This window comes from Streptomyces sp. NBC_00986 (genome assembly GCF_045162565.1).
Taxonomy (GTDB): domain Bacteria; phylum Actinomycetota; class Actinomycetes; order Streptomycetales; family Streptomycetaceae; genus Streptomyces.
Window position 1 is genome coordinate 5,346,606 of the sequence record NZ_CP108733.1, and the last position, 23,548, is coordinate 5,370,153.

Annotated in this window: 25 protein-coding genes; 10 read left to right on the forward strand and 15 right to left on the reverse strand. The window is 68.9% G+C overall.

Going from position 1 to position 23,548, the window contains the following annotated elements:
• Nucleotides 1-8: 8 nt before the first annotated feature.
• Nucleotides 9-1,922, reverse strand: a complete 1,914-nt coding sequence (locus tag OG504_RS23535; RefSeq protein ID WP_405991588.1) for an AMP-dependent synthetase/ligase — start codon at nucleotides 1,920-1,922, stop codon at nucleotides 9-11.
• 363 nt (nucleotides 1,923-2,285) lie between these two features.
• Here OG504_RS23535 and OG504_RS23540 point away from each other — a divergent pair, with 363 nt between their 5' ends.
• Nucleotides 2,286-3,170 carry a MaoC family dehydratase gene (locus OG504_RS23540; RefSeq protein ID WP_405991589.1) on the forward strand — a complete coding sequence of 295 codons (885 nt, stop codon included), beginning with the start codon at nucleotides 2,286-2,288 and terminating at the stop codon, nucleotides 3,168-3,170.
• A gap of 47 nt (nucleotides 3,171-3,217) precedes the next feature.
• Here OG504_RS23540 and OG504_RS23545 read toward each other — a convergent pair whose 3' ends face one another.
• The 6 genes from OG504_RS23545 to OG504_RS23570 all read right to left on the reverse strand — a co-directional run bounded on the left by OG504_RS23545 (nucleotide 3,218) and on the right by OG504_RS23570 (nucleotide 7,233).
• Complete coding sequence (locus OG504_RS23545) at nucleotides 3,218-3,853, reverse strand: TetR/AcrR family transcriptional regulator (RefSeq protein WP_405991590.1); 636 nt, start codon at nucleotides 3,851-3,853, stop codon at nucleotides 3,218-3,220.
• 27 nt (nucleotides 3,854-3,880) lie between these two features.
• Nucleotides 3,881-4,192 (reverse strand): DUF4229 domain-containing protein, encoded by a 312-nt coding sequence (locus OG504_RS23550; RefSeq protein WP_405991591.1) that lies wholly within the window; start codon nucleotides 4,190-4,192, stop codon nucleotides 3,881-3,883.
• A 75-nt stretch (nucleotides 4,193-4,267) separates the two neighbouring features.
• Nucleotides 4,268-4,792 (reverse strand): GNAT family N-acetyltransferase, encoded by a 525-nt coding sequence (locus tag OG504_RS23555; RefSeq protein ID WP_366435931.1) that lies wholly within the window; start codon nucleotides 4,790-4,792, stop codon nucleotides 4,268-4,270.
• A 34-nt stretch (nucleotides 4,793-4,826) separates the two neighbouring features.
• Entirely contained in the window at nucleotides 4,827-5,990 is a 1,164-nt protein-coding gene (mqnE, locus tag OG504_RS23560) for an aminofutalosine synthase MqnE (RefSeq protein ID WP_327407132.1), read from the reverse strand.
• Between the two features lie 48 nt (nucleotides 5,991-6,038).
• Nucleotides 6,039-6,494, reverse strand: a complete 456-nt coding sequence (locus OG504_RS23565; RefSeq protein WP_019061245.1) for an Lrp/AsnC family transcriptional regulator — start codon at nucleotides 6,492-6,494, stop codon at nucleotides 6,039-6,041.
• 88 nt (nucleotides 6,495-6,582) lie between these two features.
• Nucleotides 6,583-7,233, reverse strand: coding sequence for a UbiX family flavin prenyltransferase (locus tag OG504_RS23570; protein WP_405991592.1), 651 nt, complete (start codon nucleotides 7,231-7,233; stop codon nucleotides 6,583-6,585).
• A 142-nt stretch (nucleotides 7,234-7,375) separates the two neighbouring features.
• Here OG504_RS23570 and OG504_RS23575 point away from each other — a divergent pair, with 142 nt between their 5' ends.
• Nucleotides 7,376-7,984, forward strand: coding sequence for a rhomboid family intramembrane serine protease (locus tag OG504_RS23575; RefSeq protein WP_405991593.1), 609 nt, complete (start codon nucleotides 7,376-7,378; stop codon nucleotides 7,982-7,984).
• Here the strand turns inward: OG504_RS23575 and mqnP are convergent.
• Both mqnP and OG504_RS23585 read right to left on the reverse strand, forming a co-directional pair.
• Nucleotides 7,981-8,883: a menaquinone biosynthesis prenyltransferase MqnP gene (mqnP, locus tag OG504_RS23580; RefSeq protein ID WP_405991594.1), complete on the reverse strand. Its 903-nt coding sequence runs from the start codon at nucleotides 8,881-8,883 to the stop codon at nucleotides 7,981-7,983. The two genes, OG504_RS23575 and mqnP, sit on opposite strands and share 4 nt — an antisense overlap.
• Nucleotides 8,880-10,331, reverse strand: a complete 1,452-nt coding sequence (locus tag OG504_RS23585; protein WP_405991595.1) for a menaquinone biosynthesis decarboxylase — start codon at nucleotides 10,329-10,331, stop codon at nucleotides 8,880-8,882. The genes mqnP and OG504_RS23585 overlap by 4 nt, the downstream gene beginning before the upstream one ends.
• A 76-nt stretch (nucleotides 10,332-10,407) precedes the next feature.
• Here OG504_RS23585 and OG504_RS23590 point away from each other — a divergent pair, with 76 nt between their 5' ends.
• Nucleotides 10,408-10,707, forward strand: a complete 300-nt coding sequence (locus tag OG504_RS23590; protein WP_366497422.1) for a PLD nuclease N-terminal domain-containing protein — start codon at nucleotides 10,408-10,410, stop codon at nucleotides 10,705-10,707.
• Between the two features lie 87 nt (nucleotides 10,708-10,794).
• Nucleotides 10,795-12,240 (forward strand): purine-cytosine permease family protein, encoded by a 1,446-nt coding sequence (locus OG504_RS23595; protein ID WP_405991596.1) that lies wholly within the window; start codon nucleotides 10,795-10,797, stop codon nucleotides 12,238-12,240.
• Here the strand turns inward: OG504_RS23595 and OG504_RS23600 are convergent.
• The 3 genes from OG504_RS23600 to OG504_RS23610 all read right to left on the reverse strand — a co-directional run bounded on the left by OG504_RS23600 (nucleotide 12,225) and on the right by OG504_RS23610 (nucleotide 14,537).
• Nucleotides 12,225-12,716 carry a DUF2505 family protein gene (locus OG504_RS23600; protein WP_405991597.1) on the reverse strand — a complete coding sequence of 164 codons (492 nt, stop codon included), beginning with the start codon at nucleotides 12,714-12,716 and terminating at the stop codon, nucleotides 12,225-12,227. The two genes, OG504_RS23595 and OG504_RS23600, sit on opposite strands and share 16 nt — an antisense overlap.
• Before the next feature lie 306 nt (nucleotides 12,717-13,022).
• Nucleotides 13,023-13,523: a cupin domain-containing protein gene (locus OG504_RS23605; RefSeq protein ID WP_405991598.1), complete on the reverse strand. Its 501-nt coding sequence runs from the start codon at nucleotides 13,521-13,523 to the stop codon at nucleotides 13,023-13,025.
• Nucleotides 13,524-13,586: 63 nt separating this feature from the next.
• Nucleotides 13,587-14,537 carry an NADP-dependent oxidoreductase gene (locus tag OG504_RS23610; protein ID WP_405991599.1) on the reverse strand — a complete coding sequence of 317 codons (951 nt, stop codon included), beginning with the start codon at nucleotides 14,535-14,537 and terminating at the stop codon, nucleotides 13,587-13,589.
• Between the two features lie 198 nt (nucleotides 14,538-14,735).
• Here OG504_RS23610 and OG504_RS23615 point away from each other — a divergent pair, with 198 nt between their 5' ends.
• On the forward strand, nucleotides 14,736-15,719 hold the full coding sequence (locus tag OG504_RS23615) for a helix-turn-helix domain-containing protein (RefSeq protein ID WP_405991600.1): 984 nt from the start codon (nucleotides 14,736-14,738) through the stop codon (nucleotides 15,717-15,719).
• Nucleotides 15,720-16,286: 567 nt separating this feature from the next.
• On the opposite strand, the gene OG504_RS23620 is transcribed toward OG504_RS23615, so the two are convergent.
• Nucleotides 16,287-17,027: a VOC family protein gene (locus OG504_RS23620; protein ID WP_405991601.1), complete on the reverse strand. Its 741-nt coding sequence runs from the start codon at nucleotides 17,025-17,027 to the stop codon at nucleotides 16,287-16,289.
• A gap of 204 nt (nucleotides 17,028-17,231) precedes the next feature.
• Here OG504_RS23620 and OG504_RS23625 point away from each other — a divergent pair, with 204 nt between their 5' ends.
• A complete protein-coding gene (locus tag OG504_RS23625; RefSeq protein ID WP_405991602.1) occupies nucleotides 17,232-17,840 on the forward strand; it encodes a TetR/AcrR family transcriptional regulator in 609 nt (202 codons plus the stop codon).
• Between the two features lies 1 nt (nucleotide 17,841).
• Here the strand turns inward: OG504_RS23625 and OG504_RS23630 are convergent, their stop codons facing one another.
• Nucleotides 17,842-19,143, reverse strand: a complete 1,302-nt coding sequence (locus OG504_RS23630; protein WP_405991603.1) for an amidohydrolase family protein — start codon at nucleotides 19,141-19,143, stop codon at nucleotides 17,842-17,844.
• Between the two features lie 80 nt (nucleotides 19,144-19,223).
• Here OG504_RS23630 and OG504_RS23635 point away from each other — a divergent pair, with 80 nt between their 5' ends.
• Both OG504_RS23635 and OG504_RS23640 read left to right on the forward strand, forming a co-directional pair.
• The gene (locus tag OG504_RS23635) at nucleotides 19,224-19,670 is read left to right on the forward strand and encodes a MarR family winged helix-turn-helix transcriptional regulator (protein ID WP_405996409.1); all 447 of its coding nucleotides are present in this window, start codon (nucleotides 19,224-19,226) and stop codon (nucleotides 19,668-19,670) included.
• 109 nt (nucleotides 19,671-19,779) lie between these two features.
• Nucleotides 19,780-20,724, forward strand: coding sequence for a transglutaminase family protein (locus OG504_RS23640; RefSeq protein ID WP_405991604.1), 945 nt, complete (start codon nucleotides 19,780-19,782; stop codon nucleotides 20,722-20,724).
• On the opposite strand, the gene OG504_RS23645 is transcribed toward OG504_RS23640, so the two are convergent.
• The gene (locus tag OG504_RS23645; protein ID WP_405991605.1) at nucleotides 20,721-21,980 is read right to left on the reverse strand and encodes a PucR family transcriptional regulator; all 1,260 of its coding nucleotides are present in this window, start codon (nucleotides 21,978-21,980) and stop codon (nucleotides 20,721-20,723) included. The genes OG504_RS23640 and OG504_RS23645 overlap by 4 nt on opposite strands.
• A 101-nt stretch (nucleotides 21,981-22,081) precedes the next feature.
• Between OG504_RS23645 and OG504_RS23650 the strand changes: the two genes are divergently transcribed.
• A complete protein-coding gene (locus tag OG504_RS23650) occupies nucleotides 22,082-22,540 on the forward strand; it encodes a nucleoside deaminase (RefSeq protein WP_405991606.1) in 459 nt (152 codons plus the stop codon).
• Nucleotides 22,533-23,498: an isopenicillin N synthase family dioxygenase gene (locus OG504_RS23655; protein ID WP_405991607.1), complete on the forward strand. Its 966-nt coding sequence runs from the start codon at nucleotides 22,533-22,535 to the stop codon at nucleotides 23,496-23,498. The genes OG504_RS23650 and OG504_RS23655 overlap by 8 nt, the downstream gene beginning before the upstream one ends.
• Nucleotides 23,499-23,548: the final 50 nt, after the last annotated feature.

Below are 23,548 nucleotides of genomic sequence, written 5' to 3' on the forward strand. Positions count from 1 at the left end.
CCCGGAACCTAGTTGGCGTACAGCCCCTCGATGTCCTTCGCGAACTCCTGCATGACGAACTCCCGTCGCAGCTTCATCGACGGCGTCAGATGGCCCGCCGCCTCCGTGAAGTCGACCGGCAGGATGCTGAAGCGGCGGATGGACTCGGGGCGGGAGACCAGCTTGTTGGCGTCGTCGACGGCGCGCTGCAGGACACCGATCAACTCCTCGTCGTTGACCAGGAGTTCGGCCGGTACCGGGTGCTTGCCGTTCATCTGGCGCCAGTGGGTGATGCCTTCGAGGTCGAGGGTGATGAGGGCGGCGACGTAGGGGCGGCGGTCGCCTACGACCATGCACTGGGCGATCAACGGGTGGGAGCGGAGCCAGTTCTCCAGGGGGGCCGGGGCCACGTTCTTGCCGCCCGCGGTGATCAGGATCTCCTTCTTGCGGCCGGTGATGGTGAGGTAGCCCTCGTCGTCGAGGCGGCCGATGTCGCCGGTCGCGAACCAGCCGTCCTGGGACGCGGGGATCACCCCGTCGCCGTGCGGATCCCAGTAACCCCGGAAGACCTGACCGCCGGAGAGCAGGATCTCGCCGTCCGACGCGATGCGCACGCGCGTGCCCGGCATCGGCCAACCGACCGTCCCCAGCCGGGGTTTGAGCGGCGGCGTGCAGGTGGCCGCCGCCGTCGTCTCGGTCAGGCCGTAGCCCTCGAAGATCTCGATGCCCGCGCCGGCGTAGAACGCGGCGAGCCGGCGGCCCAGCGGGGAGCCGCCGCAGATGACGTAACGGAGCTTGCCGCCAAGGGCGTTGCGGATCTTGCGGTAGACCAGCGGGTCGTAGAAGGCGCGGGCGGTCTTCAACGGGCGGGTCGGGCCCGGGCCCTTGCCGGACTGGCGGGCCTCCAGTGCCTCGCCGTAGCGGCGGGCGACGCTCGTCGCGCGGTCGAAGACCTTGCCGCGGCCGCCCTTCTCGGCCTTCGCCCGCGCGTTGTTGAAGACCTTCTCCAGCATGTACGGGATGGCCAGCAGGAACGTCGGCTGGAAACTCGCCAGGTCGGCAAGCAGGTCTTCGGACTTGAGGCTCGCGGCGTGGCCGAGGCGGACCCGGGCGCGGATGCAGGCGACCGCGACCATGCGGCCGAAGACGTGGGAGTACGGGAGGAAGAGGAGTGTGGAGGGCTCTTCGTCCGCCTTGTTCTTGAAGACGCCGTAGAGGAGTTCGATCGCGTTGTCGATCTCCGCGAGGAAGTTGCCGTGGGTGATCGCGCAGCCCTTGGGGCGGCCCGTAGTACCGGAGGTGTAGATGACGGTGGCGAGCGTGTCGGGCAGCAACACCCCACGCCGTACGGAGACTTCCTGGTCCGGGACGGTCCGGCCGAGCTCGGCCAGCCGGTCCAGGTGGCCCTTCTCGAAGACCCACATGTGCCGCAGGTCGGGCAGCCGCGGCGTCTCCGGACCGAGCGCCGCCGCCTGGGCCACCGTCTCGGCGGCCATCGCCACCGCACCCGAGTCCTGGAGGATCCACCGGATCTGGAAGAGCGAGGACGTCGGGTACACCGGGACGGTCACCAGACCGGCCGCCCACGCGGCGAAGTCGAGGAGCGTCCACTCGTACGACGTCCGCGCCATGACCGCGATCCGGTCGCCCGGCGCGAGCCCCTCCGCGATCATCCCCTTGGCGACGGCCTGCACCTGCTCGGCGAACTCCGTCGCCGTCACATCACGCCAATTCCCGTCCTCGTCCTGCCTGCTGAGGACCACGTGTTCCGGCGCCGCCGCCGCGTTCTCGAACGGCAGGTCGGCGAGCGAGCCGTGCGTCGCCGGCGGCACCAACGGCGGTACGGACACCTCCCGCACCACGCCGTCCAGCCGCCGGATCTCGGGCTCGACGAGCACGGGCACGCCGTCGTAGTCGTAGCCGGACGGATAGGCGAGGGACATGGCAGCTCCTGTGGCGTGCAGCTTGTACCGCTCTGCTGCATTAGGTACGCATGGTGCGTACCGAGGCGTTCATCCCGGCCCGCGACCGGGGTGTTACCTCGGGTTAGGTCGAAGATCGTACGGGGCCCTCGTGGGGGCTTCGTGCGGGTTCGGGGGTGGTACGGAGCCGGGCCTGTGCAACCTCGGCGGGTTCGCGCGGCTTTGTCGGCCGTACGTCAGCCATACGTCGGCCCTGCGTCACCTCTGCGTCGGCCATGCGCCCGCCGTGGACCGCCCGGCTCGCCCCACTTGGCCTTACCTGCGGTAACCTTACTGCGAAGTAAGCCGAAAAGAGCCGCCCAGGAAGCCACCCGGGAGTGGGACATGGCCAATCCCTATCCGCCTCTCACCGACACCCCCGCACTCACCCCGCTCCTCCTCCGCGGCGCCATCCTCTCCCCCTTCAAACGGCCCCGCCCCGACGCCCGGTTCCCCCGCACCCGCCTGGTCCTGCCCGGCGTCCGCGTCGACCTGGCGAAACTGGCCGCCTACGAACGCGTCTGCGGCTTCGCCACCGGCGACGACGCCCTCCCGATCACGTATCCCCACGTCCTCGGCTTCCCCCTCGCCATGCGCCTGATGAGCTGCCGGGCCTTCCCGCTCCCCCTCCTCGGTCTGGTCCACACGTCGGTGGAGATCACCCGGCATGCGGCGGTACCGGCCACAGGGGACCACGAACTCACCGTCTACGTCGAGGAGTTGGCCCCGCATCGGCGTGGCACGGAGGCGACGGTCACGACGGAGATGCGGGCGGGCGGTGACAACAAGGGCGAGGGCAAGCTCGTCTGGGAGTCGCGGAGCACGTATCTCGCCCGGCACCACCGCACCGACGCGCGGGCGCCCGAAGAGCGGGAAGCGGGCGAAGTACGGGAAGTCCGGAAGCCGTTGCCCACCGTCGCCGCGTGGCGCCTCGCCGAGGACGTCGGCCGGCGCTACGGTGCCGCGTCCGGCGACCGCAACCCCATCCACCTCTCCCCGCTCACCGCCCGCCTCTTCGGCTTCCCTCGCGCGATCGCCCACGGCATGTGGACGGCCGCCCGGTGCCTCGCGGCGCATGGGACACCCGAATCGGCGTACGTGCGGGCCGAGTTCAGGGCGCCGGTGCTGTTGCCGGGAGTGGTGGAGTACGCGGCGGAAGGTGGCCGTTTCCAGCTGCGGAGCGGCGAGCGCACGCATGTGGACGGCCTCGTCCGACCGCTCCCTTTATGAGCCGCATGAGCCGCATGAGCCGCATGATCTTTACGAGCTGATGAGCGCTACGGCGTCCACGGCCGTCCCTCCATCAACTGCCCCAGCCCCGCCCACGCGAAGTTCATCAGCGTCGCCGCCGCCTGCTTGGCGGTGACGCCCGGGGTCGCGTTCGACCAGGCCGCCAGGGACTCGGCCGCGCCGACCAACGCCTCGGCCAGACCGGCGACCTCGTGCTCGGGGAGATCCGGGTCGCGGTGCGCCTCGCGGGCCGCGACCGCGATCAACTCGGTGACAAACGCGACGAGTTCGGCGCGCATCGCGGCCACCTCGGCGGCGAAGGGTTCGCCGTGGGTACGGGACTGGAGGTGCAACACGGCCCAGCCGTCCGGGTGTTGCGCGGTGTGCGTGAAGAACGCCCGCAGCCCGTCCCAGAGTTGGCGGTCGGCGGGCGACCCCGTGTCCACGCCGGCCCGTACCGCCTCGGTGAGCGACTGGCCCTCGCGCCGGATGCACGCGGTGAACAGGTCTTCCTTCGAGTTCAGGTAGAGATACACCAACGGCTTGGAGACGCCCGCGAGTTCGGCTATCTCGTCCATCGACGCGGCCATGTAACCGCGCTGCCCGAAGGTCTGCACGGCGGCGTCGAGCATCTGCTGCTCACGGACCGCCCGCGGCATCCGTTTGGTCTTCACGGCACCCATGGGGGCAAGGGTAGTTGGGCCCAGGAACTAGGAAGTCTGGCCCTGCGGGTGAGACGTCGGCTGAGCGGCGTCCGCCGTCTCGTCCTCCTGGCTGCGGTTGGCGTCCAGGTTGGCCTTCATCCGGTCGACCCGCTCGACGATCTGCACCGAGGCACGGTCCCGCACCCCACGCAGCACCACGAAGCTGATCGGCGCCGAGATCACCAGCGCCAGCAGCACGATCCACATGCCGTTGGACTCACCGAAGCCGCGCGGGAAGACGCCGAGATAGACGAGGCCCCAGACGACGCCGAGGCAGCCCGCGAAGACTCCGAGGCGCCACAGTGTGTAGCGGAACATCTCAATCCACTCTTCCGATTCGGGACAAGGGCACCAATCAGTGAAGCACGGTGCCGCACGGATCTTGCAAGGGGGTCACAGCAGCGGCAACAGCATGAAGATGTCGTCGCGATCGTCCCCGGGGGCGACCCGGATCGCGCCGGGCACCCGCCCGACCTCCTTGTAGCCGCAGGAGCCGTAGAACCGCTCCAGGCCGTGGCCGCCCCGGCAGGTGAGGCGGATCGCCTCGATGCCGTCGATGCCGCGGGCGGCCTGCTCGGCGGCGGCGAGGAGGTCGCGGCCGTAGCCCTTGCCCTGGTGGCGGGGGTGGATCATCACCGTGTAGAGCCACAGCCAGTGCAGCATCAGGCGGTGCGTGTTGAACGCGAGGAACACGGTCGCGGCGACCGTGCCCGTCTCGTCGCGGCCGACCAGCAGCCGGGTGCGGCCCTCCGCCATGGCGACGAAGTGCCGGACCAGTTCGGGCCGTATCTCGTCCACCGTCACCGGTGCGACGAAACCGACCGAGCCCCCCGCGTTGGAGACGTCCGCCCAGAGGGTGAGGATCTCCTCGCGCAGGGCAGGCGTTATCGCGGGGTCCAGTTCAAAAGTCAGTGACATGTCGGAGAGCCGTGATCGTTTCAGAAGGTGGTCGTCACACCCGCATCGGCTGCGGGGACTCGCGCCGCGCCGGGTCCGGGCCGTCGTACTCGCGGATGATCTCGTACCGCGTGTTCCGCTCGACCGGCTGGAAACCGGCGTCGCGGATCAGGTCGAGGAGGTCGTCGCGGGTGAGCTTGTTCGGGGTGCCGTAGTTGTCGGCGTCGTGCGTGATCTTGTACTCGACGACCGAGCCGTCCATGTCGTCCGCGCCGTGCTGGAGGGCGAGTTGGGCGGTCTGGACACCGTGCATGACCCAGAAGACCTTGACGTGCGGGACGTTGTCGAAGAGGAGACGGGACACCGCGAAGGTCTTGAGAGCCTCCGCGCCGGTGGCCATCTGCGTCCGCGCCTGGAGGCGGTTGCGGACCTTCCCGTCCTTCATGTCCACGAAGTCGTGCTGGTAGCGCAGCGGGATGAAGACCTGGAACCCGCCGGTCTCGTCCTGGAGCTCCCGCAGCCGCAGCACGTGGTCCACGCGGTGGCGCGGCTCCTCGATGTGGCCGTAGAGCATGGTGCACGGGGTCTTGAGCCCCTTCTCGTGCGCCAGGCGGTGGATCCGGGACCAGTCCTCCCAGTGCGTGCGGTGGTCCACGATGTGCTGGCGGACCTCCCAGTCGAAGATCTCCGCGCCGCCGCCGGTGAGCGATTCGAGGCCGGCGTCGATGAGCTCGTCGAGGATCTCGCTCGCGCTCAACCCGGAGATGGTCTCGAAGTGGTGGATCTCCGTGGCCGTGAAGGCCTTGAGGGAGACCTCCGGGAGGGCCTTCTTCAGCTCGCTCAGCGACCGGGGGTAGTAGCGCCAGGGGAGGTTCGGGTGCAGGCCGTTGACGATGTGCAGCTCGGTGAGGTTCTCGCCCTGCATCGCCTTCGCGAGCCGGACGGCCTCCTCGATGCGCATCGTGTACGCGTCCTTCTCGCCCGGCTTGCGCTGGAACGAGCAGTAGGCGCAGGACGCGGTGCACACGTTGGTCATGTTCAGGTGGCGGTTGACGTTGAAGTGGACGACATCGCCGTTCTTCCGCGTCCGCACCTCGTGCGCGAGTCCACCCAGCCAGGCCAGGTCGTCCGACTCGTACAGCGCGATGCCGTCCTCACGGGACAGCCGCTCACCGGAGCGGACCTTCTGCTCCAGCTCGCGCTTGAGCCCGACATCCATGCCCATACCTCTTCCTAAGACAGCTCGCTCAACGGTACGCCTAGACCTCTACGCCTCTTCGGGCAGCTCTCCGACCCGGTTCTCCCACTTCGTGGAGAGCACGATGGTGGTACGGGTACGGGAGACGCCCTTGGTCCCTGACAACCGCCGGATGGTCTTCTCCAGGCCGTCCACGTCGGGCGCCCGCACCTTCAGCATGAACGAGTCCTCGCCCGCGATGAACCAGCAGTCCTCGATCTCGCCGAGGTCCTTCATGCGGCGCGCCACGTCCTCGTGGTCGGCGGCGTCGGAGAGCGAGATGCCGATCAGGGCGATGACGCCGAGGCCGAGCGAGGCCGAGTCGACGGTCGCGCGGTAGCCGGTGATGACACCGGCCGCCTCCAGCCGGTTGATGCGGTCGGTGACACTGGGTCCCGACAGGCCGACGAGGCGCCCCAGCTCCGCGTAGGAGGCCCGGCCGTTCTCTCTCAGGGCCTGGATGAGCTGCCTGTCCACCGCGTCCATGCGATCGATTGCCTTCCGGTGATGACGACGAATGTGATGCCGAGAATGTGATGCCGGTGAGGATGGATGAATACGTGGGTGCCGTACGTCAGTTGACGGTGTCGGTGGTGCGGAAGCCGGCGCCGAGGTCGCCCTTCCAGCGCCGGTACAGATCGTGCTCGACGCCCGCCGAGTCCAGGACCCGCCCGGCGACGAAGTCCACCAGGTCCTGGATGTGGGTGGCCCCGGCGTAGAACCCGGGCGAGGCGGGCACCACGGCCGCGCCCAGGTCGTCCAGGGTCACGAGGTGCCGCAGCGTCTGCCCGTTCAACGGCGTCTCGCGTACGGCGACCACCAGCTTCCGCCGCTCCTTGAGGGTGACGCTCGCCGCCCGCTGCAACAGGTCCTTGCTCAGCCCGAGGGCGATCCCGGCGACACAGGCCGTCGACGCGGGCACGACGATCATCCCCTTCGAGGGGTACGACCCCGAGGACGGCCCCGCCGCCAGGTCGCCCGCGCTCCAGTGCCGTACGGCGTCGGTGTCGATGGCGGGCTGGAAGGTGCCGGGCTTGCCGTCGGCGCCGCGGGCCAGCCATTCCCGCAGGTCGTCCTGCCAGTGGGCGTCCCGGTAGGCGATCCCGGTCTCGTCGAGGAGCGTGAGCCGGGACGCGCGGGACACCACGAGGTCGACGCTCTCGCCGGCGTCGAGGAGCGCGCGCAGGACGGCAGCCGCGTATGGGGTGCCGGAAGCGCCGGACACCCCTACGATCCAAGGCGTACGCGGCGTCTCTCCTGGCTTGACTGGGTTCACGACACCGAGCCTAGCTGGCGTCGCGGGGCGGGAACCGGCCAAGGGTGCCGGGGCGTTCTTCTGTGGGGACGAGTGAGTCGTGGGGGGTGCCATGTCCGGTACGGAGTTGGAGTGGTCGCAGGGCGACCGCGCGAAGGCCGCGGCCAAGCTGATGGTGGGCTGGGTCGCGCTGTTGTGGCTGCTCGAAGTGGTGGACGTGGTGTCCGGCCACGCCCTCGACAGCCTCGGGATCGTCCCGCGCGAGCCGTCCGAACTGATCGACATCGTCCCGGCCGCGTTCATCCACTTCGGGTTCGCGCATGTCGCCGCGAACAGCGTCCCGCTGCTGGTGTTCGGATTCCTGGCGGCACTGGGCGGCATCCGCCGGTTCCTTCTGATGTCCGCGCTGATCATCGTCGCGGACGGCCTCGGCGTGTGGCTGATATCCCCGGCCCACACGAACACGGCGGGCGCGTCGGGCCTGATCTTCGGCCTCTTCGGCTTCCTGCTGGTGAGCGGTTTCGCCGAGCGCCGCCCGCTGGGCATCGTCGTAGGCCTGCTCGTCGGCGCGGTCTGGGGCACCTCGATCCTGTTCGGCCTGGCGCCGACCCAGTCGGGGGTCAGCTGGCAGGCGCACCTGATCGGGTTGGCGGCGGGGGTGGGAGCGGCGTTCGCGTTCCGCCGCAGGCCCACCCCGAGGACTCCGCTTGCCGCCGCTTAGACGGTGAGCCCCCGCACCAGCAGATCCAGCAGCGCACACACGAACAACGCGATCCCGATGAACCCGTTGACGCTGAAGAACGCCCGGTTGAGGCGGGACAGGTCATGCGGCCGGACGATCGAGTGCTCGTACAGGAACGCGCCCGCGACGATCAGCAGGCCGAACCAGAAGAAGGCGCCGGCGCCGGTAGCCGCGCCGTACCAAGCCAGCAGGGCGGTCGTGATCGCGTGGCAGACGCGGGCGCCCCAGATCGACGCCGGGATGCCGAAACGGGCCGGGACCGACATGACGCCGATCTCGCGGTCGGTCTCGATGTCCTGGCAGGCGTAGATCAGGTCGAAGCCGCCGATCCAGATGCCGACGGCGAGACCGAGGATCACCGCGTCCCAGGACCACTCGCCGGAGATCGCGAGCCAGCCGCCGACCGGGCCCATGGCCTGGGCGAGACCGAGGATGGCCTGCGGGAAGTTCGTGAACCGCTTGCCGTAGGGATAGATCACCATCGGGATCACCGCGATGGGTGCCAGGGCCAGGCAGAGGGGATTCAGCAGGGCCGCCGAGCCGAGGAACACGACCAGCGCGACGAGCGCGCCCGTCCACGCGTGCTTCACCGACATCGCGCCGGTGACCAGCTCGCGGTGCGCGGTGCGCGGGTTACGGGCGTCGATCTCGCGGTCGATGATCCGGTTGACCGCCATCGCGAACGTCCGCAGCCCCACCATGCAGATGGTGACCAGCAGCAGCCGCCCCCAGTGGATGTTCTCGTCCAGCTCGAACATCGCGGTCAGCGCGGCGATGTACGCGAAGGGCAGGGCGAAGACGGAGTGCTCGATCATGACGAGGCGTAGGAACGCCTTGGTGCGCCCCGGCTGCGGGATCGCGGCAGACGCGCTGCTCACAGTCCGTACTCCTTCCACCGGCGGTCGACCTTCGCCGCCGTCTCCGGGTCGGACAGGACCATCTCGGGCCAGCCGCCGTCCCGCGTGTAGCCCTCCTCGGGCCACTTCCTCGTCGCGTCGATCCCCGCCTTGCCACCCCAGAACTGCTGGTAGGAGGCATGGTCGAGATGATCGACAGGTCCTTCCACGACCGAGAGGTCCCGCGCGTAGTCCGTGTTGCCGAGGGCCCGCCACGCGACCTCGTGCAGATCGTGGACGTCGCAGTCGGAGTCGACGACCACGATCAGCTTGGTCAGGGACATCATGTGCGCACCCCAGACCGCGTGCATCACCTTCTGGGCGTGCTTCGGGTACTTCTTGTCGATGGAGACGATCGCGCAGTTGTGGAATCCGCCCGCTTCGGGCAGGTGGTAGTCCACGATGTCCGGCACGATGATCTTCAGCAGCGGCAGGAAGAACCGCTCCGTGGCACGCCCCAGCGGTCCGTCCTCCGTCGGAGGCCGCCCTACGACGATCGACTGAAGCAACGGCCGCTTCCGCATCGTCACGCAGTCGATGGTCAGCGCCGGGAAGGGCTCCTGCGGTGTGTAGAACCCGGTGTGGTCCCCGAACGGCCCCTCCGGCAGCATCTCGCCGGGCTCCAGCCACCCCTCGATGACGACCTCGGCCTGCGCCGGCACCTGCAACGGCACGGTCTTGCAGTCGACCATCTCGATCCGCTTGCCCGCGATGAACCCGGCGAAGAGGTACTCGTCGATGTCACCGGGAAGGGGCGCGGTCGAGGCGTACGTCACGGCGGGCGGACACCCGAAGGCGATCGCGACCGGCAGCCGCTCCCCGCGCCGCGCAGCGACCTGGTAGTGGTTCCGGCTGTCCTTGTGGATCTGCCAGTGCATGCCGATCGTGCGCTTGTCGTGGCGCTGGAGCCGGTACAGCCCGAGATTGCGGATCCCGCTCTCCGGGTCCTTGGTGTGCGTGAGCCCGAGGTTGAAGAAGGACCCGCCGTCCTGCGGCCAGGTGAAGAGGGCGGGCAGGTCGTCGAGGTCGACGTCGTCACCCGTGAGCACCACCTCCTGCACTGGCGCTTCCTTGACCTTCTTCGGCGGTACGTGGGTCATCGACCCGAGCTTCCCGAAGGCGTCCCGTACCCCCACGAACCCCTGCGGCAGTTCGGGCCGCAGCAGCCCGCCGATCTTCTCGGAGATGTCGCCGTACGACTTCAGCCCCAGGGCCTTCAGCAGCCGCCGGTCGGTCCCGAAGACGTTCATGGCGAGGGGCATCGAGGACCCCTTCACCTTCTCGAAGAGGAGCGCGGGTCCGCCGGCCTTCTGCACCCGGTCGACGATCTCCCCGACCTCCAGATAGGGGTCCACCTCGGCCTTGATGCGCTTGAGGTCTCCCTCGCGCTCCAGTGCCCTGAGCAGGGAGCGAAGATCGTCGTAAGCCATGGGTCCAAGTATCGGGCACCCGCTAACCTGGCCCCGTCACCGGGGCCGTCCCACCACTCAGGAGAATCTCGCCGCCATGCTCAGGTATCTGCCCTTCCTGCTGGTCCTGGCCCTGTGGATCTACGCCTTCGTGGACTGCCTGAACACGCCCGAGGAGGACGTGCGGGGCATGCCGAAACTGGCGTGGGTGTTCGTGATCCTGCTCTTCGGCGAGGTGCTGGTCGGCCCGATCGCATGGCTGATCGCGGGCCGGGCGCGCCGCACCGGGGCCGAGGCGACGGCCGCGCCGGGCCAGTGGATCGCGCCGGACGACAACCCCGAGTTCCTGAAGTCGCTGAACAAGGACGACCTCAAGGACGACCCCAAGGCCGAGTGATACGTGCAGGTTGTACGCCGGTGAGCGGCCCGGTACGGACAATGCGCCTCTGGGCCCGGACCGGCAGGAACCGGACACTTACCTCGCATGACGACTGCTCCCGCCGAATCGACCGGCACCCTCGCCCCCGAATACGGTGACAAGGTCATCGCCGTAGAGACGGCCGGCGCCGAACCGATCCCCGACGCCGAACGCCACGGCAGCCCGCTCCAGCTCCTCTGGACCTGGGCCTCCCCGAACATCGAGTTCGCGACCGTCTACATCGGCGTGATCTCGGTCCTCTTCTTCGGCCTGTCCTTCTGGCAGGCGACCGCGGCGATCGTCCTGGGCACGGCCCTCGGCGCGATCACGCAGGGCTTCCTCTCCCTGGACGGCCCGCGCTTCGGCGTCCCGCAGATGGTGATCGGCCGCTTCTCCTTCGGCTTCCGCGGCAACATCCTCCCGTCGGCGGCCAACGGCCTTGTGGCGGGCGTCGGTTGGTTCGCGGTGAACAGCGTGAGCGCGGCGTTCGCACTGAACACACTGACGGGTCTACGTCCCCTCCCGTCCCTGCTGCTGGTGGTGGTGGCCGAGATCCTGATCGGCTTCATCGGCCACAACTTCGTGCACACCTTCGAGAAGTACGCGTTCCCGGCGCTCGCGGTGATCTTCCTGCTGGCCGGCATCTGGACCTTCAAGGACGCGCACCTCGGCGGAGGCGGCACGGGTGGCGGCATAGGCGGCTTCTTGTTGGCGCTGAGCGCGGCGTGGGGTTACGCGGCGGGCTGGAACCCCTACGCCACGGACTACTCCCGCTATCTCCCCCGCACGGCGAACAAGTTCAGGACGATCCTGTACCCGGCGCTGGGCCTGTTCGTGTCGGTGACGTTCGTGGCGGTGATGGGCGCGGCTTCAGCGACGCTCCTCGCCCCCAAGGACGCAACCCCCACGGCGGCCTTCACCGGCCATCTCCCGTCCTGGCTCGGCAACTTGGTGCTGATCGCGATCATCCTCGGCGCGATCTCGGCGAACGCCCTGAACGTCTACTCCGGCGCGATCTCCCTCACCGCCCTCGGTCTGAAACTCCCCGCGTGGCTCAACCGCAGCGTCCTGGTCGTGGTGTCCGGGGTGGCCGGTACGGCGGCGGCGTGGGCGTCACTGTCCGACGCGGGTTCGGCGTACGAGGCGTTCCTGCTGGTGATCGCGTACTGGGTGGCGCCGTGGCTGGGCGTGGTGCTGGTGGAGCGCTGGTTCCAGTCCAGGGCCACGACCACAACCGCGGAGCTGGCCCCCCGCCTGACCGACCCCACCTTCACCAACTGGCCTGGCCTGGCAGCCCTGTTGATCGGCATCGGGGTGTCGGTCCCGCTCTTCTCCAACCAGGAGGACTACGTCGGCTACGTCCCGAAGCACTGGCCGTCCTTCGGTGACAGCACGCCGATCGTGGGCTTCGTGTTGAGCGCGGTGCTGTACGTGGTGTTCAGCCGCGTCGCGGGACGGACCACGACGTCCGCGTCCGTGTCTGCTTCCGCGTCCGTTCAGGCCGAGGCCTGACGGTTGTAGAACGGGACGGTCCTGTCCCACTCCTCGCGCAGGGTCTTCTCCGTGAAGCTCTCCAGCAGGCCGCCGACGCCGAAGATCTTCGCCTCGTAGGTGAAGTCCAGGCGGAGGCGGCTGCGGACGGCGTCGATGTCCTCGGCCCTCAGGTGGCCTTCGTGGCGGATCTTGTCCGCCTGGCTGCTCGGCGTGACCTTCCAGGTCCACAGGCGGTCGGCCTTCTCGAAGGTTCCGTCCTCGACCTCACTGAAGTCCGCGCCGAGCAACTTGGCGACCGGGGAGGGCAGTTGCACCGACCGCTGGAACACGGTGCGCCGGACAACCCGCTCTTCACTCTCACGCCGCCCCGACATCGCGTAGCTCCTGTACTTCAACTGGCCCTTGTACAGGTCCTCTTCACGCGCCGAATCAAGAAACCAGGCGAAGAACTCGTCGGGGGCACCGGCCACGTCATAGGTAAGGGTGAACTTCATGCGCGCAAAGTATCAGCGTGGGTACGCACCGTAAGCGGTAGTGAACGCGGACCAAGCGGAACGGGTGACGACCGGCACCGGGCCGTTGACCAACGATGACGTCACCGCGGCCGCGGGGCTGAATCCCTGTTCATACGTGGACGTTGGGCCAGGCAGGAACCCCCTTGCCTGAACCGTCTTGGCGGCCGGTGTGGAGGGACGCGATCGCGCCTCGCCAGCACACCGCCTCGGCTCAGCGGCCAACCCTGGGTGGGTGGAAGCTTCCAGAGAGGACGGGCTCCCTGCCGAGGCTGCCGGGGCTGCGAGTTACAGGAACTCGCTTCGGTAGGTCGGGGCCAACTCGGCTGCGTGGCGGCGGCGTTCTGCCAGTTCGGTGTCCGACAGTCGCGGGGGTGGTGCGTCCTTGCCCGCGACGACATCGCCGATGCGTGTGAAGTACTCGTCCTGGCCGGCGGGGGTGCACATGCAGAGCATGCGGGCCGATGTGCCTGACGCGTTGCGGAAGTTGTGCGGTGCGTTGGCCGGGATGTTGATCGTGGACCCGGCCCGCACGGTGTGCTTTTCGCCGCGGAAGGTGAACTCGATCTCGCCTTCGAGGATGGTGAACATCTCCTCGAAGTCGTGCCGGTGCGGGGGCGGGCCGCCGCCGTCGGGGATGTGCATGTCGATCAGGCAGTACCGGCCGTTGGTCTGCTCGCCGGTGACGAGCATGCCGTAGGTGTTGCCCACCAGTGAGATGTACGTCGTGCCGGGGTCGTCGGGGTTCGCCACGGTCAGCGAGCGGGACGGATCGTCGTCGGGGAGCATCGGGGTCGTTTCCTTCGCGGGTCGGCCAGGTCGGCCAGGTCGGCCAGGTCGGCCAGGTGAGCGTCAGGCGTTGGGCGTGAGCGTGACTACGACCTTGCCGCTGGGCAGAGCGCCCGCGGCGGCGTCGGCGTGCAGGGTCGGCAGCTCGGCCAGCGGGATCCGCCGGGCGACCTCGACGCGCAGCTCGCCGGCGTCGACCAGCTCCACCAGGTGCGCCAACTGCTCCGCGTCGCTGCGGACGAACAGGTCGATGCCCCGCACGTCGCGCTCCTCGTCGCCGGGCGCGGGCATCCACACCGTGGTGTTCACCAGGACGCCGCCGGGGCGGATCAGGCCGAGGAGCGCGGCCAGTTGGGCCGGTTCGACCGGCGCGAGGTTGAGTACGACGTCGACCGGCCCGCTCACCGCCGCGACGACGTCGGCGGTCGTGTGGTCGATGACCTCGTCCGCACCCTCGGCCGTGACGCGCAGACTGCTGCGCGGGCCGGCGGTGGCGATCACGTGGGCGCCGGCCTGCTTGGCCAGCTGCACGGCGTAGCCGCCGACCGCTCCGCCCGCGCCGTTGACCAACAGGCGCTGCCCGGCGGTCAGTTCAGCGTGCTCGAACAGCGCCTGCCATGCGGTCAGACCGACCAGCGGCAGTGCGGCCGCGTCGGCCGGCGTGACGCTCTTGGGTGCCGGCGTCAGGGCCTCCGCCGGTGCTACGACATACTCCGCGGCAGCGCCCGGTCCCGCCATCGGCAGGAAGCCGACGACCTGGTCCCCGACCTGGATGCCGGTCACGTCGTCGCCGAGCGCGTCGACCGTACCGGCGACATCGATGCCGGGGGTGTGCGGCAGCGTCACAGGGATCGGCCCCTGCATGAAACCGGCGCGGATGTTGGCGTCGACCGGGTTGAACGACGTCGCCGCAACACGGACCAGTACCTGCCCGGCACCGGGAACCGGCTGCTCCGCGTCCTCATAACGCAGGACATCGGGATCGCCGTACTGATGAAAACGCACTGCCTTCATAGTTCTTCTCACTTTCGCCCGCGAGGTTGCCCTGTGGGGTCGCGGTCGCCGTGCGGCACGGCCGGCAGGCGGTAGATCGTTGTGGAGGTCGAAGCGCCACCAACCCCACCAACCCTAGGAACGGCCGTACGTAGAACGGGTGTACCGACGCGACGCAGAATGGGATTCCGGCGACACTCTCATCGAGGCGGAGGACACATGACGAGCAGGCCGCCGTTCCGTGGCCCGGGCGACAAGGTGGGCACATTCACCGTGGACGCCGACTCCACCGGCCCCGGCCGGGGAACGTGGGAGCCGTTCATCGACACCTGGAACGACCGCATGGGAGACCTGTACCCGCTGCCGGAATTCAGCGCCTCCACAGTCGACGGCTTCCAGGGAACGATGCGCTCGGTGGCCCTGGAAGACACCGCCGTCAACGAACTCTGGGCATCCTCCCCCGTGAGCACCCGGGCAGTCGGAACGTACGAGCACGACGAGGTCAGGTTGTACGTAGGGCTACGCGGCGCGGTGGCCCTACAAGACCCGCACGACCAGGGCGGTGACGCGCACGTCTCGGCCGGCACCTACTTCATGCACCACGTCGTGACGGAGAACCACTTCCACACCACTCCGGTGATCGGCACCCGCATCTTCATCTTCCCCGGCGACGCCCTGCGCTCCCTGGTCACCGGCAACCCGCGCACCGGCCAGACCACTTCGCCCGCAGCGCAGATCCTCATGGCCCACACCAGCGCGGTGCAACGGACCGTGAGCGACCTCAGCCCAGCGGGAGCACACGCGTCCCGCAACGCCCTGCTCGAACTCGCCAAAGGACTGATCCTCGACCACTTCGACGACCACGAGCCCACCTTCACCCCGGCCCTCGCCCGAACAGCCAAGAACCTGGCCGACGCCCACCTAACCGACGCCGAGTTGTCACCATCGGCGATAGCCGCCCAACTGCACGTATCCGTACGCACCTTGCAGCGGGCCTTCGCAAGTCTGGACGAGTCGTTGAGCGCCTACATCCGCCGCCGACGCCTAGAGGAGGCGGCAAGGGCACTCACCGCCTCCGGATCCCAGCTCACCATCTCCGAGGCCGCCGCACGCTGGCATTTCACCGACAGCAGCCACTTCATCCGCGCCTTCAAGAAGCAGTACCAAGCAACACCAGCCCAATTCGCCCGCCACCTGCGGTAACGCCTCCCTCCGACCGCCGCCGAGTGACAAGTCGCCATTGCGATGCCGGATCCAAACGCGGAGCCGGGCCAGGCCACCCACAGAAATGTGACAGTCGAGAGGAAAGTGTCACACTTCTCCGACTCGCCTACCCCTCCCCCCCTCCCCAGCCCCAGCCCCAGCCCCGGCCCCGGCCCTGCTTCCTCTGGAGACTGGGACCTTTTCTAACCATTCAAAGGTCATGAAGGTGGTTAGTTTTACCCCCGGCTTCCAGCAACCACCCACCCGGCGTTGGCCGCTGAGCCGACCCGGCGTGCAGGCGAGACGCGGACGCGTCCCCTCCACACCGGCCGGCAACACAGTTCAGACAAGGGGATGCTTACCTGGCCACCCATCCCTCCGGGCCGCTCGCTCGCTTCTGAAACGGGCTGGAGCGGACCGAGTCAAGGGTGGAGCGCAGCGGAATCGGCGCAGCCGACGCGACCGCAGGGAGCGCCCTTTACTCGGGCCGCGGAAGCCCGACACTGACCAAGAAGCGAGTGGTCCAACGCCCACTGAAAAACACCGGGACATCAGCAAGGCCCCGCGTCAGGACAGAGCCAGAACGCAGAACTCGTGCCCTTCCGGATCGACCAGACAGGTCCACGAAACATCACCCTGCCCGAGATCGAGGTCACTCGCCCCAAGCCCCTTCAGCCGCCCCACCTCCGCCTCCTTGTCGTCACCGGGATACGGCATCAGATCAAGATGGACGCGATCAGCTACGGCCTTCGCCCCAGGCACGCGGAGGAACTCCAGACAAGGCCCAACCCCCTCAACCGACCGCAACGACGCCTGATCGTCGGAGACTTCGAGCACGACCCAGTCCATCGCCTCACCCCAGAACCGCGCCATACCCCGAGGATCCACACAGTCAACGACCACCGCAGCGATCGGCCCAGTGTCCCGATAGTTCTCCCGAGGCTCCAGCACACAGAACTCGTTGCCCTCCGGATCACCGAGCACGGTCCACGGCACATCCCCCTGACCCACGTCGACGGGCGTCGCACCAAGAGACCGTAGACGCCCGACCAACTCCGCCTGGTGAGCCACAGACGTGGTGGCAAGATCGAGGTGCAGACGATTCTTCGTCGGCGTCTTGGATTCCGGAACGGGAACGATGTCGACACCGAGCCCAACCGGCTCGGGCCAGACGCGACCGCCGCCCGGCCCGACATACGTCGTCACACCAGGGCTGAAGACACTCCACCCGAGCGCCTCCCCCCAGAACCGGCCAACCGCCAGGCCGTCAACGGCCTTGATATTCACCTGAACGGGACGCAGCGCCATGCCGCCGATCCTATGCACCACCCACTCAGCCCACCGGACCCACCGGACCCACCGGACCCACGGCCATCCGCATCCCCCGAGACGGACGAACGCGGGCCCGGCTACCGCCAAGTCTGGACCGCCGGATAACCAGACCGGAAGAGGATTCCAGAAATCTGCTCTAGAAATTCACTCTAGAACCGAGTTCCCAATACGCTGTCCCGCATGAGCCCCAAGCAACAACGCGGCGAGGTCACCGCAGACCTGATCCTCGACGCCGCGCTGCGCCTGTTCGCGGAGCAGGGCGAGCAGGGCCTGACCGTGAACGCCGTGACGAAGGCCAGCGGTGTCAGCCTCGGCAGCCTGTACCACCACTTCGGCAGCCTGGACGGCCTGTTCGAGGCGCTGACGGAGCGCTGGCTGAGCCGGTTGCTGGGCGAGTTGATCACCGCACTCCAGGCAACCCGCACCGCCCGCACGGGAATCCGAGCGATCGTACGGACGCACCTCACCTTCGTCCGCGAACACCGGGACGCGGCCCTGCTGTTGCACTCCGCCAGAACGGACCAGCGGAACATGATCCAGGCCAGGGAACTGCGTGACACCCAGGAGGCCAGGCTGTCGGTGTTCGCCGTGTGGATCCAATCCCACGTCGACTCGGGCGAGTTGATCCCACTGCCGCTGCCCCTGCTCGAATCCCTCGTCCTGGGCCCGCTGGTCGGCGTCGTCCGCCGCTGGCTCTCCGGAATCGACGACATCGAAATCGACCTCGACGAGGCCGCCCGCGTCCTCCCGGACCGCATCTGGCGATCGGTCGCCGCGGACCCGAAGTGACTTAGAGATCAGCCTGCCCGCGGTGGACGATGCGGCCGGAGCTGACAACGGCGCGAAGGTGTCGCCGGTCGATCAGATGAGAGATGTCCGCGACAGGGTCGGAGTCCAGCAGGACCGCATCGGCGACGCTGCCCACAGCGACAGTTCCCGTCGCCTCCCGCTTGCCGACCTTCTCCGCCGCCCGGCCGGTGGCGGAGGCGATGACTGCGGAGCTCGGCACTCCGGCCTTGGCGAACAACTGCAGCTCGCGCAGCAGCGCGCGGGCGGGCGTCGGCATGACCCTTGCGATGTCACTACCGGCGACGAGCTTGACATTCGCTTCGTGGAAGACCGGCAGCGTACGCATCGCGTACTCGAATCGGACCCGGCACTCCTCCGCGGGATGCTTGGGGAACGGTTGGCCGTAGGTGGGACGCGCCCTGATCTCTTCGGCGCCGTCCGGCGTGAGAATGCCGTCGGTGATGAGCCGTTCCAGATAGTCGGGGTAGGCCCCGTAGGCCAGTTGTTCCCAGGTGGCGACAGTCGGGCAGTAGAGCGTTCCCGCATCAGCCATGAGGCCGGCCAGCTCGTCGAGTTCGCTCAGGTCGCCGGGATCCCGTGGAATCGGGGAGTGTTCGATGCAGTCGGCGCCCGCCAGGACCGCCTCCCGCATGTCGGTGCCCGTCGCGATGTGCACCAGCACCTTCTTGCCCGCCTCGTGCGCGGCGGCGATGATCACCTCAAGTGCGGCCGGGAGAAGCCTTTGGCCGCCTCCGGGCTTGCCGTCGAACATGCACTTGACGTAGTCGACCTCGTCGAGCGACGAGCCTTGAAGGTACCGGCGGGCGTCGTCGGCGCTGCCTACTTCCATGATCCCGGACCGGTGACCCAGGAGGCCGGTCACCGGCCAGCCGTCGATACCGGTGAAGACCGCTTCAGAGGTGAAGAGTGACGCCACGGCGGTGTCCGCCCTGCTCGCGTCGCGCAGCCTGGGGCTCAGTTCCGGCATCCCTCCGAGATCGCACACCGAGGTGACGCCCTCGGCGAGATACCCGGCAAGTACGTCCTGCAGGTGGGCGAACCGCTCGGGTTCGGGGAGGGACGCGCCGTAGTCCCTCAGGTGCGTGTGGCTCTCCCACAGACCGGGCAGCAAGTAGCCGCCACTGCCGTCGAGTTCGGGTTCCCCGGCCGGCGTCGAGGAGGTGTCGGTGCTCGACGGGCGGATGTCCGCGAACCGTCCGTCCGCGATCAGGACGTCCATGCCGGCTCGTGGAACGCCGCCGGTGCCGTCGATGACGGTCACATCCTTGATGATCAAGGTCATCCATCCCTTCGTGGAGCACGGTGAGTTACATAGGAACCTATGCATCGACTATACATAGGTTCCTATACGCTGTGCGCGTGATGCTTCCGACCCCGAGTTCGCCGCCCACCACCCTGGTCAACACCGCTGCCCGCGTGCTGGCCAGGATCAACGACCGGCGCTTGCGACCACTCGGGCTGGCCTTCGGGCAGGTGCCGGTGCTGGCCGCCCTCGGACAGGGAGGCCCGCTGTCCCAGAAGGAGCTGGCCCGGCTGGCCCGGATCGAACAGCCGTCCATGGCGCAGCTGTTGGCCCGTATGGAGCGGGACGGACTGGTCGAACGCGCACCCGACCCGAACGACCGACGCGTCAGCCTGATCTCCCTGACCGCCGAGGGGCAGGCGAAACTGCCCCAGGCCCATTCGGCACTCCTGGACACCAACAACCGGGCGCTCGACGGGTTCAGCCCACAGGAGATCGAGGCCCTGCACGGCCTGCTGCGCAGATTCCTCGCGAACCTGGACGCGGAACTCGCCGATCAACGATGACTCTCTCGGCCCGCTACGGCTGAGAGCCCAGTTCGTCCGACATGATCCAAGGCCGCAACTGACGCCGGCCCTGGACAATCCGGGGCGAATTTTGACACGGTCAGGTGTCATGCCCCTCAGCGCAGACCTTGCCTTCTACGGCGCCCAGAGCACGTACTCCGACCCCGGCGCCCTCGCCCACCGCTACGCCGGCCTCCCCCGCGATCCGGCCCAACTCGCCCGCAGCACCCGGGACTTGCTCATCCACCGCCTGGAGGCCGGCCTCTACGACCACACCCACCCCACCGACCGCCTCCACAACGACGCCGAGACCCGCTACATCGACGACATCCTGCGCATCATCGTGGCCCGGAACGACACCCCGCTCACCCTGCCCCGCGAACCCGGCGACCGGTTCGTCGGAGTGTGCCGGGACTTCTCGCTGCTGCACTGCTCGTTCCTGCGGCACCTCGGCATCCCGGCCCGCATCCGCTCCGGCTTCGCCGACTACTTCAACTCGCCCGACACCGACGCCTCCCGGCTCTTCCACGGCGACCACGTCGTCACCGAGTACTGGGCCGACGACCGCGGCTGGCTCCTCGCCGACTCTCAGCTCACCGACCCGACCGTCACCGCCCACTGGAACGTCGACTTCGACCCGATGGACGTACCCCGGGATCGTTTCCTCGTCGCGGGCGAGGCCTGGCAGGCCATCCGTACCGGCGGAGAAGACCCCGAGACCTTCGGACTGCACCGGCCGGAGGAGGGCCCGTTCTGGGGCGAACGATTCATCGCGGGCAACATCCGCCTCGACCTCGCCGCCCTCAACAAGGTGGAGACCCTGTTGTGGGATGTGTGGAGCGAGGACGAGGGCAAGCCCGGGGAGCCCTTGCCGGAGGCCTCACGCGCGTTCTACGACCGTGTCGCCCCGGTCGTCAGCGGCGAGGTCGCCTTCGACGCCGTACGGAAACTGTTCACCGAGGACGACACCCTGCGCACCCCACCCACCGTGACCTGCTACGCCCCCTTCAACGGGCCCAGCGAAGTCACCCTGCGCCGGAGCGACGACCTCTAGGCGACCGTCCGCAGCCCACGCACCTGCGCCGCCCCCATCCCCCGCACCACCCGATGCGCGCACACCGCCGCCAGCAACTCCCCCAGCAGATCCGGGTCGTCGATCTCCAGGCCGAGCAACGACTCGATGCGTTCCAGGCGTTGGTAGAGGGACTGGCGGCCGATGTGCAACAGGGCCGCCGTCCGCGTCGGCGAGCAGCCGTGCCGCAGATGGACCTCCAACGTGCGGACCAGGTCGCTCGGGTGCGCCGCCTCCCACGCCAGCAGCGGGCCCAGCGCGTGCTGCACCAGCCGCGCCAACCGGTCCCGGTTCGCGTCGATGCCGCCGCGCGTCAGCTCCCGTTCCAGGGCCAGCGCTCGCGCCGAGGTCACCAACGGGCCCTCGGGGACGGCGGGTTCGGCCGCCGGGACCGTCAGGGCCAGTTCCAACGTCGTACGGGCCGCCCGCAACGTGTCGCTCCAGCGGAGCCACCCGCTCCCGGCCTCGACCGCGTGCCCTACCGCCACCGTCAGGCCGGGATCCGCGGCCGTACGGAAGGCCTCCTGGACGGTTCGGATGGGGTCGCCCGAGACGGACCCCGGAAGCGCGAGCAGGGCCAGGACGTCGCCCGGGAACGCCGCCCGCAGCACACTCGCCCCGCCCAGCAGCCGTACCGCCCGGTCCACGGCCGTCACGTCGCGCGCGCCGTGCACGGAGACCCCGATCAGGCGGGCGCCCGGGCCAGGGTGGAAGCCGGCCAGGGCGGATCGCGCCTCGACCTCGGGCTGGTTCAGCGCGGCACGGTCGGCCAGGTCGGCCAGGAGGGCGGCCGTGTGGTCGTCGCCCCACGGTCGTACGACGGAACGGCCGGACAGGCCCCGGGCCACGATCGCCCGGTTGGCCGCCTCGGTGATCCGTACGAAGGGGACGACCCGGTGGAGGGCCAGCAAGGGAAGGCCCAGGCGTCGGGCCTCGTCCGTGACCTCCTCCGGCATCGTCGGGAGGGAGCGCCCTATCTCCACCGCCAGGCCTGACGCACCCCGGGCCGCCAGCTCGCGGACGTAGCGGCGGCGGATCTCCGCGTCCGTGTCGGTGAGGCCGAAGCCGTTGGTGAGGAGGAGTTCGCCGCCGTCGAGGAAGTTCGCGCCCTCGTAGACCTCGCTGGAGTGGACCCAGCGCACGGGGCGGTCGAGCGCGGCCTCGCCGGCCAGGAGCTCGGGCTCGGTGGCGCGGACCGGGTCGAGGGCCAGGACCTCACGGAGGGTGAGTGCGGGCACGGGCACCTCCAGGGGCGCTGACAGTTCGTCCGGGTACGGGTTGCGGGGAGAGTACTTTCCGCACGTTGCCCTCGTGTTTCGGCCACTGGAGAGTGGGACCCATGAACCGCATCGATCAGGCACAGGCACGGACCTGGCTGGCCACCGCCGTCGAGGAGGCCCGCGCCGGGCTCGCCGAGGGCGGCATCCCGATCGGCGCCGCGCTCTACGGCGCCGACGGCACCCTGCTGGGTCGCGGCCACAACCGGCGCGTCCAGGACGACGACCCCTCGATGCACGCGGAGACGGCCGCGTTCAAGGCGGCGGGGCGGCAGCGGTCGTACAAAGGCACGACGATGGTGACGACCCTCTCCCCCTGCTGGTACTGCTCCGGGCTGGTGCGGCAGTTCGGGATCTCGCGGGTCGTCGTCGGGGAGGCCGTCACCTTTCACGGCGGGCACGACTGGCTCGCCGAGCACGGCGTGGAGATCGTCCTCCTCGACGACCCCGAGTGCACCTCGCTGATGCGCGACTTCATCAAGAACAACCCGGCACTCTGGAACGAGGACATCGGTGACTGAGCCCCGCATCCCCACGATCGACCTGAAGCCCTGGATCTCGGGGGACGAGCAGACGCGGAAAGACATCGCCCGCACCGTCGACGACGCCCTCCAGACGGCCGGGTTCCTGCTCGTCACCGGGCATGGGGTCGACCCGAGTCTCCGCTCCCGTATCCGGGAGGCCTCCCGCGCCTTCTTCGCCCTCCCCGTCGACGTCAAAGAGGCCTACTCCGCCAAGGTCGGCGGGCGCGGCTGGCTCGGGCCCGGTGCCGAGGCCAACGGGTACTCGGAGGGGACCGAGACCCCGCCCGATCTGAAGGAGTCGCTGACCTTCGCCACGCACCGGCCCTTCGAGGACCCGGTGATCAACGCCGAGTGGTACGCGCCCAATGTGTGGCCGACGGAGATCCCCGAGCTGCAGGCGCTCTGCGAGGAGTACCTGGACCGGATGGGCGAGCTGGAGAAACAGTTGCTGTCGCTGCTCGGGGTCGCGCTCGGGCTCGAACCCGACTTCTTCTCCCAGCACATGGACCATCCGACGTACGGCTTCAACATCAACTGGTACCCGGGTGTCGAGGTCGTCGGGGAGCCGGAGCCGGGACAGTTCCGGATCGGGCCGCACACCGACTTCGGGACGGTGACGATCCTCGACCGGCAGGCCGGGAAGGGGGGACTTCAGGTCTTCACCGACGAGGGCGGGTGGGAGGACGCGCCGTTCGATCCGGAGGCGTTCACCATCAACATCGGTGATCTGATGGCCCGTTGGACCGGTGACCGGTGGCGCTCCGGGCGGCACCGCGTGCTGCCGCCGCCCGCCGACGCGCCCGCCGAGGAGCTGATGTCGCTCGTGTACTTCGGCGAGTGCACCCCGGGCACGCGCGTGGAGTCCGTGCCCGCGCCGGTCGGGCGGGTGGCGTACGAGGCCGTCGACTCGCACGTCTATCTGCGGGAGAAGCTGGACTCGATCACCGTCGACTGAACCAAGGCTCCCGTTCCGACATTTTCGTAACGCAACGGACACCACGCGCC

What these genes read in the sequence shown, in the direction of transcription:
- OG504_RS23650 (WP_405991606.1), top strand. Translation starts at nt 22,082, where the DNA reads ATGAACCGCATCGATCAGGCACAGGCACGGACCTGGCTGGCCACCGCC.
- OG504_RS23600 (WP_405991597.1), bottom strand. Translation starts at nt 12,716, where the DNA reads ATGAAGTTCACCCTTACCTATGACGTGGCCGGTGCCCCCGACGAGTTC.
- OG504_RS23555 (WP_366435931.1), bottom strand. Translation starts at nt 4,792, where the DNA reads ATGTCACTGACTTTTGAACTGGACCCCGCGATAACGCCTGCCCTGCGC.
- OG504_RS23545 (WP_405991590.1), bottom strand. Translation starts at nt 3,853, where the DNA reads ATGGGTGCCGTGAAGACCAAACGGATGCCGCGGGCGGTCCGTGAGCAG.
- OG504_RS23565 (WP_019061245.1), bottom strand. Translation starts at nt 6,494, where the DNA reads ATGGACGCGGTGGACAGGCAGCTCATCCAGGCCCTGAGAGAGAACGGC.
- OG504_RS23585 (WP_405991595.1), bottom strand. Translation starts at nt 10,331, where the DNA reads ATGGCTTACGACGATCTTCGCTCCCTGCTCAGGGCACTGGAGCGCGAG.
- OG504_RS23550 (WP_405991591.1), bottom strand. Translation starts at nt 4,192, where the DNA reads ATGTTCCGCTACACACTGTGGCGCCTCGGAGTCTTCGCGGGCTGCCTC.
- OG504_RS23625 (WP_405991602.1), top strand. Translation starts at nt 17,232, where the DNA reads ATGAGCCCCAAGCAACAACGCGGCGAGGTCACCGCAGACCTGATCCTC.
- OG504_RS23615 (WP_405991600.1), top strand. Translation starts at nt 14,736, where the DNA reads ATGACGAGCAGGCCGCCGTTCCGTGGCCCGGGCGACAAGGTGGGCACA.
- OG504_RS23635 (WP_405996409.1), top strand. Translation starts at nt 19,224, where the DNA reads ATGCTTCCGACCCCGAGTTCGCCGCCCACCACCCTGGTCAACACCGCT.
- OG504_RS23575 (WP_405991593.1), top strand. Translation starts at nt 7,376, where the DNA reads ATGTCCGGTACGGAGTTGGAGTGGTCGCAGGGCGACCGCGCGAAGGCC.
- OG504_RS23610 (WP_405991599.1), bottom strand. Translation starts at nt 14,537, where the DNA reads ATGAAGGCAGTGCGTTTTCATCAGTACGGCGATCCCGATGTCCTGCGT.
- OG504_RS23595 (WP_405991596.1), top strand. Translation starts at nt 10,795, where the DNA reads ATGACGACTGCTCCCGCCGAATCGACCGGCACCCTCGCCCCCGAATAC.
- OG504_RS23640 (WP_405991604.1), top strand. Translation starts at nt 19,780, where the DNA reads ATGCCCCTCAGCGCAGACCTTGCCTTCTACGGCGCCCAGAGCACGTAC.
- OG504_RS23605 (WP_405991598.1), bottom strand. Translation starts at nt 13,523, where the DNA reads ATGCTCCCCGACGACGATCCGTCCCGCTCGCTGACCGTGGCGAACCCC.
- OG504_RS23540 (WP_405991589.1), top strand. Translation starts at nt 2,286, where the DNA reads ATGGCCAATCCCTATCCGCCTCTCACCGACACCCCCGCACTCACCCCG.
- mqnE (WP_327407132.1), bottom strand. Translation starts at nt 5,990, where the DNA reads ATGGATGTCGGGCTCAAGCGCGAGCTGGAGCAGAAGGTCCGCTCCGGT.
- OG504_RS23630 (WP_405991603.1), bottom strand. Translation starts at nt 19,143, where the DNA reads ATGACCTTGATCATCAAGGATGTGACCGTCATCGACGGCACCGGCGGC.
- OG504_RS23590 (WP_366497422.1), top strand. Translation starts at nt 10,408, where the DNA reads ATGCTCAGGTATCTGCCCTTCCTGCTGGTCCTGGCCCTGTGGATCTAC.
- OG504_RS23535 (WP_405991588.1), bottom strand. Translation starts at nt 1,922, where the DNA reads ATGTCCCTCGCCTATCCGTCCGGCTACGACTACGACGGCGTGCCCGTG.
- OG504_RS23620 (WP_405991601.1), bottom strand. Translation starts at nt 17,027, where the DNA reads ATGGCGCTGCGTCCCGTTCAGGTGAATATCAAGGCCGTTGACGGCCTG.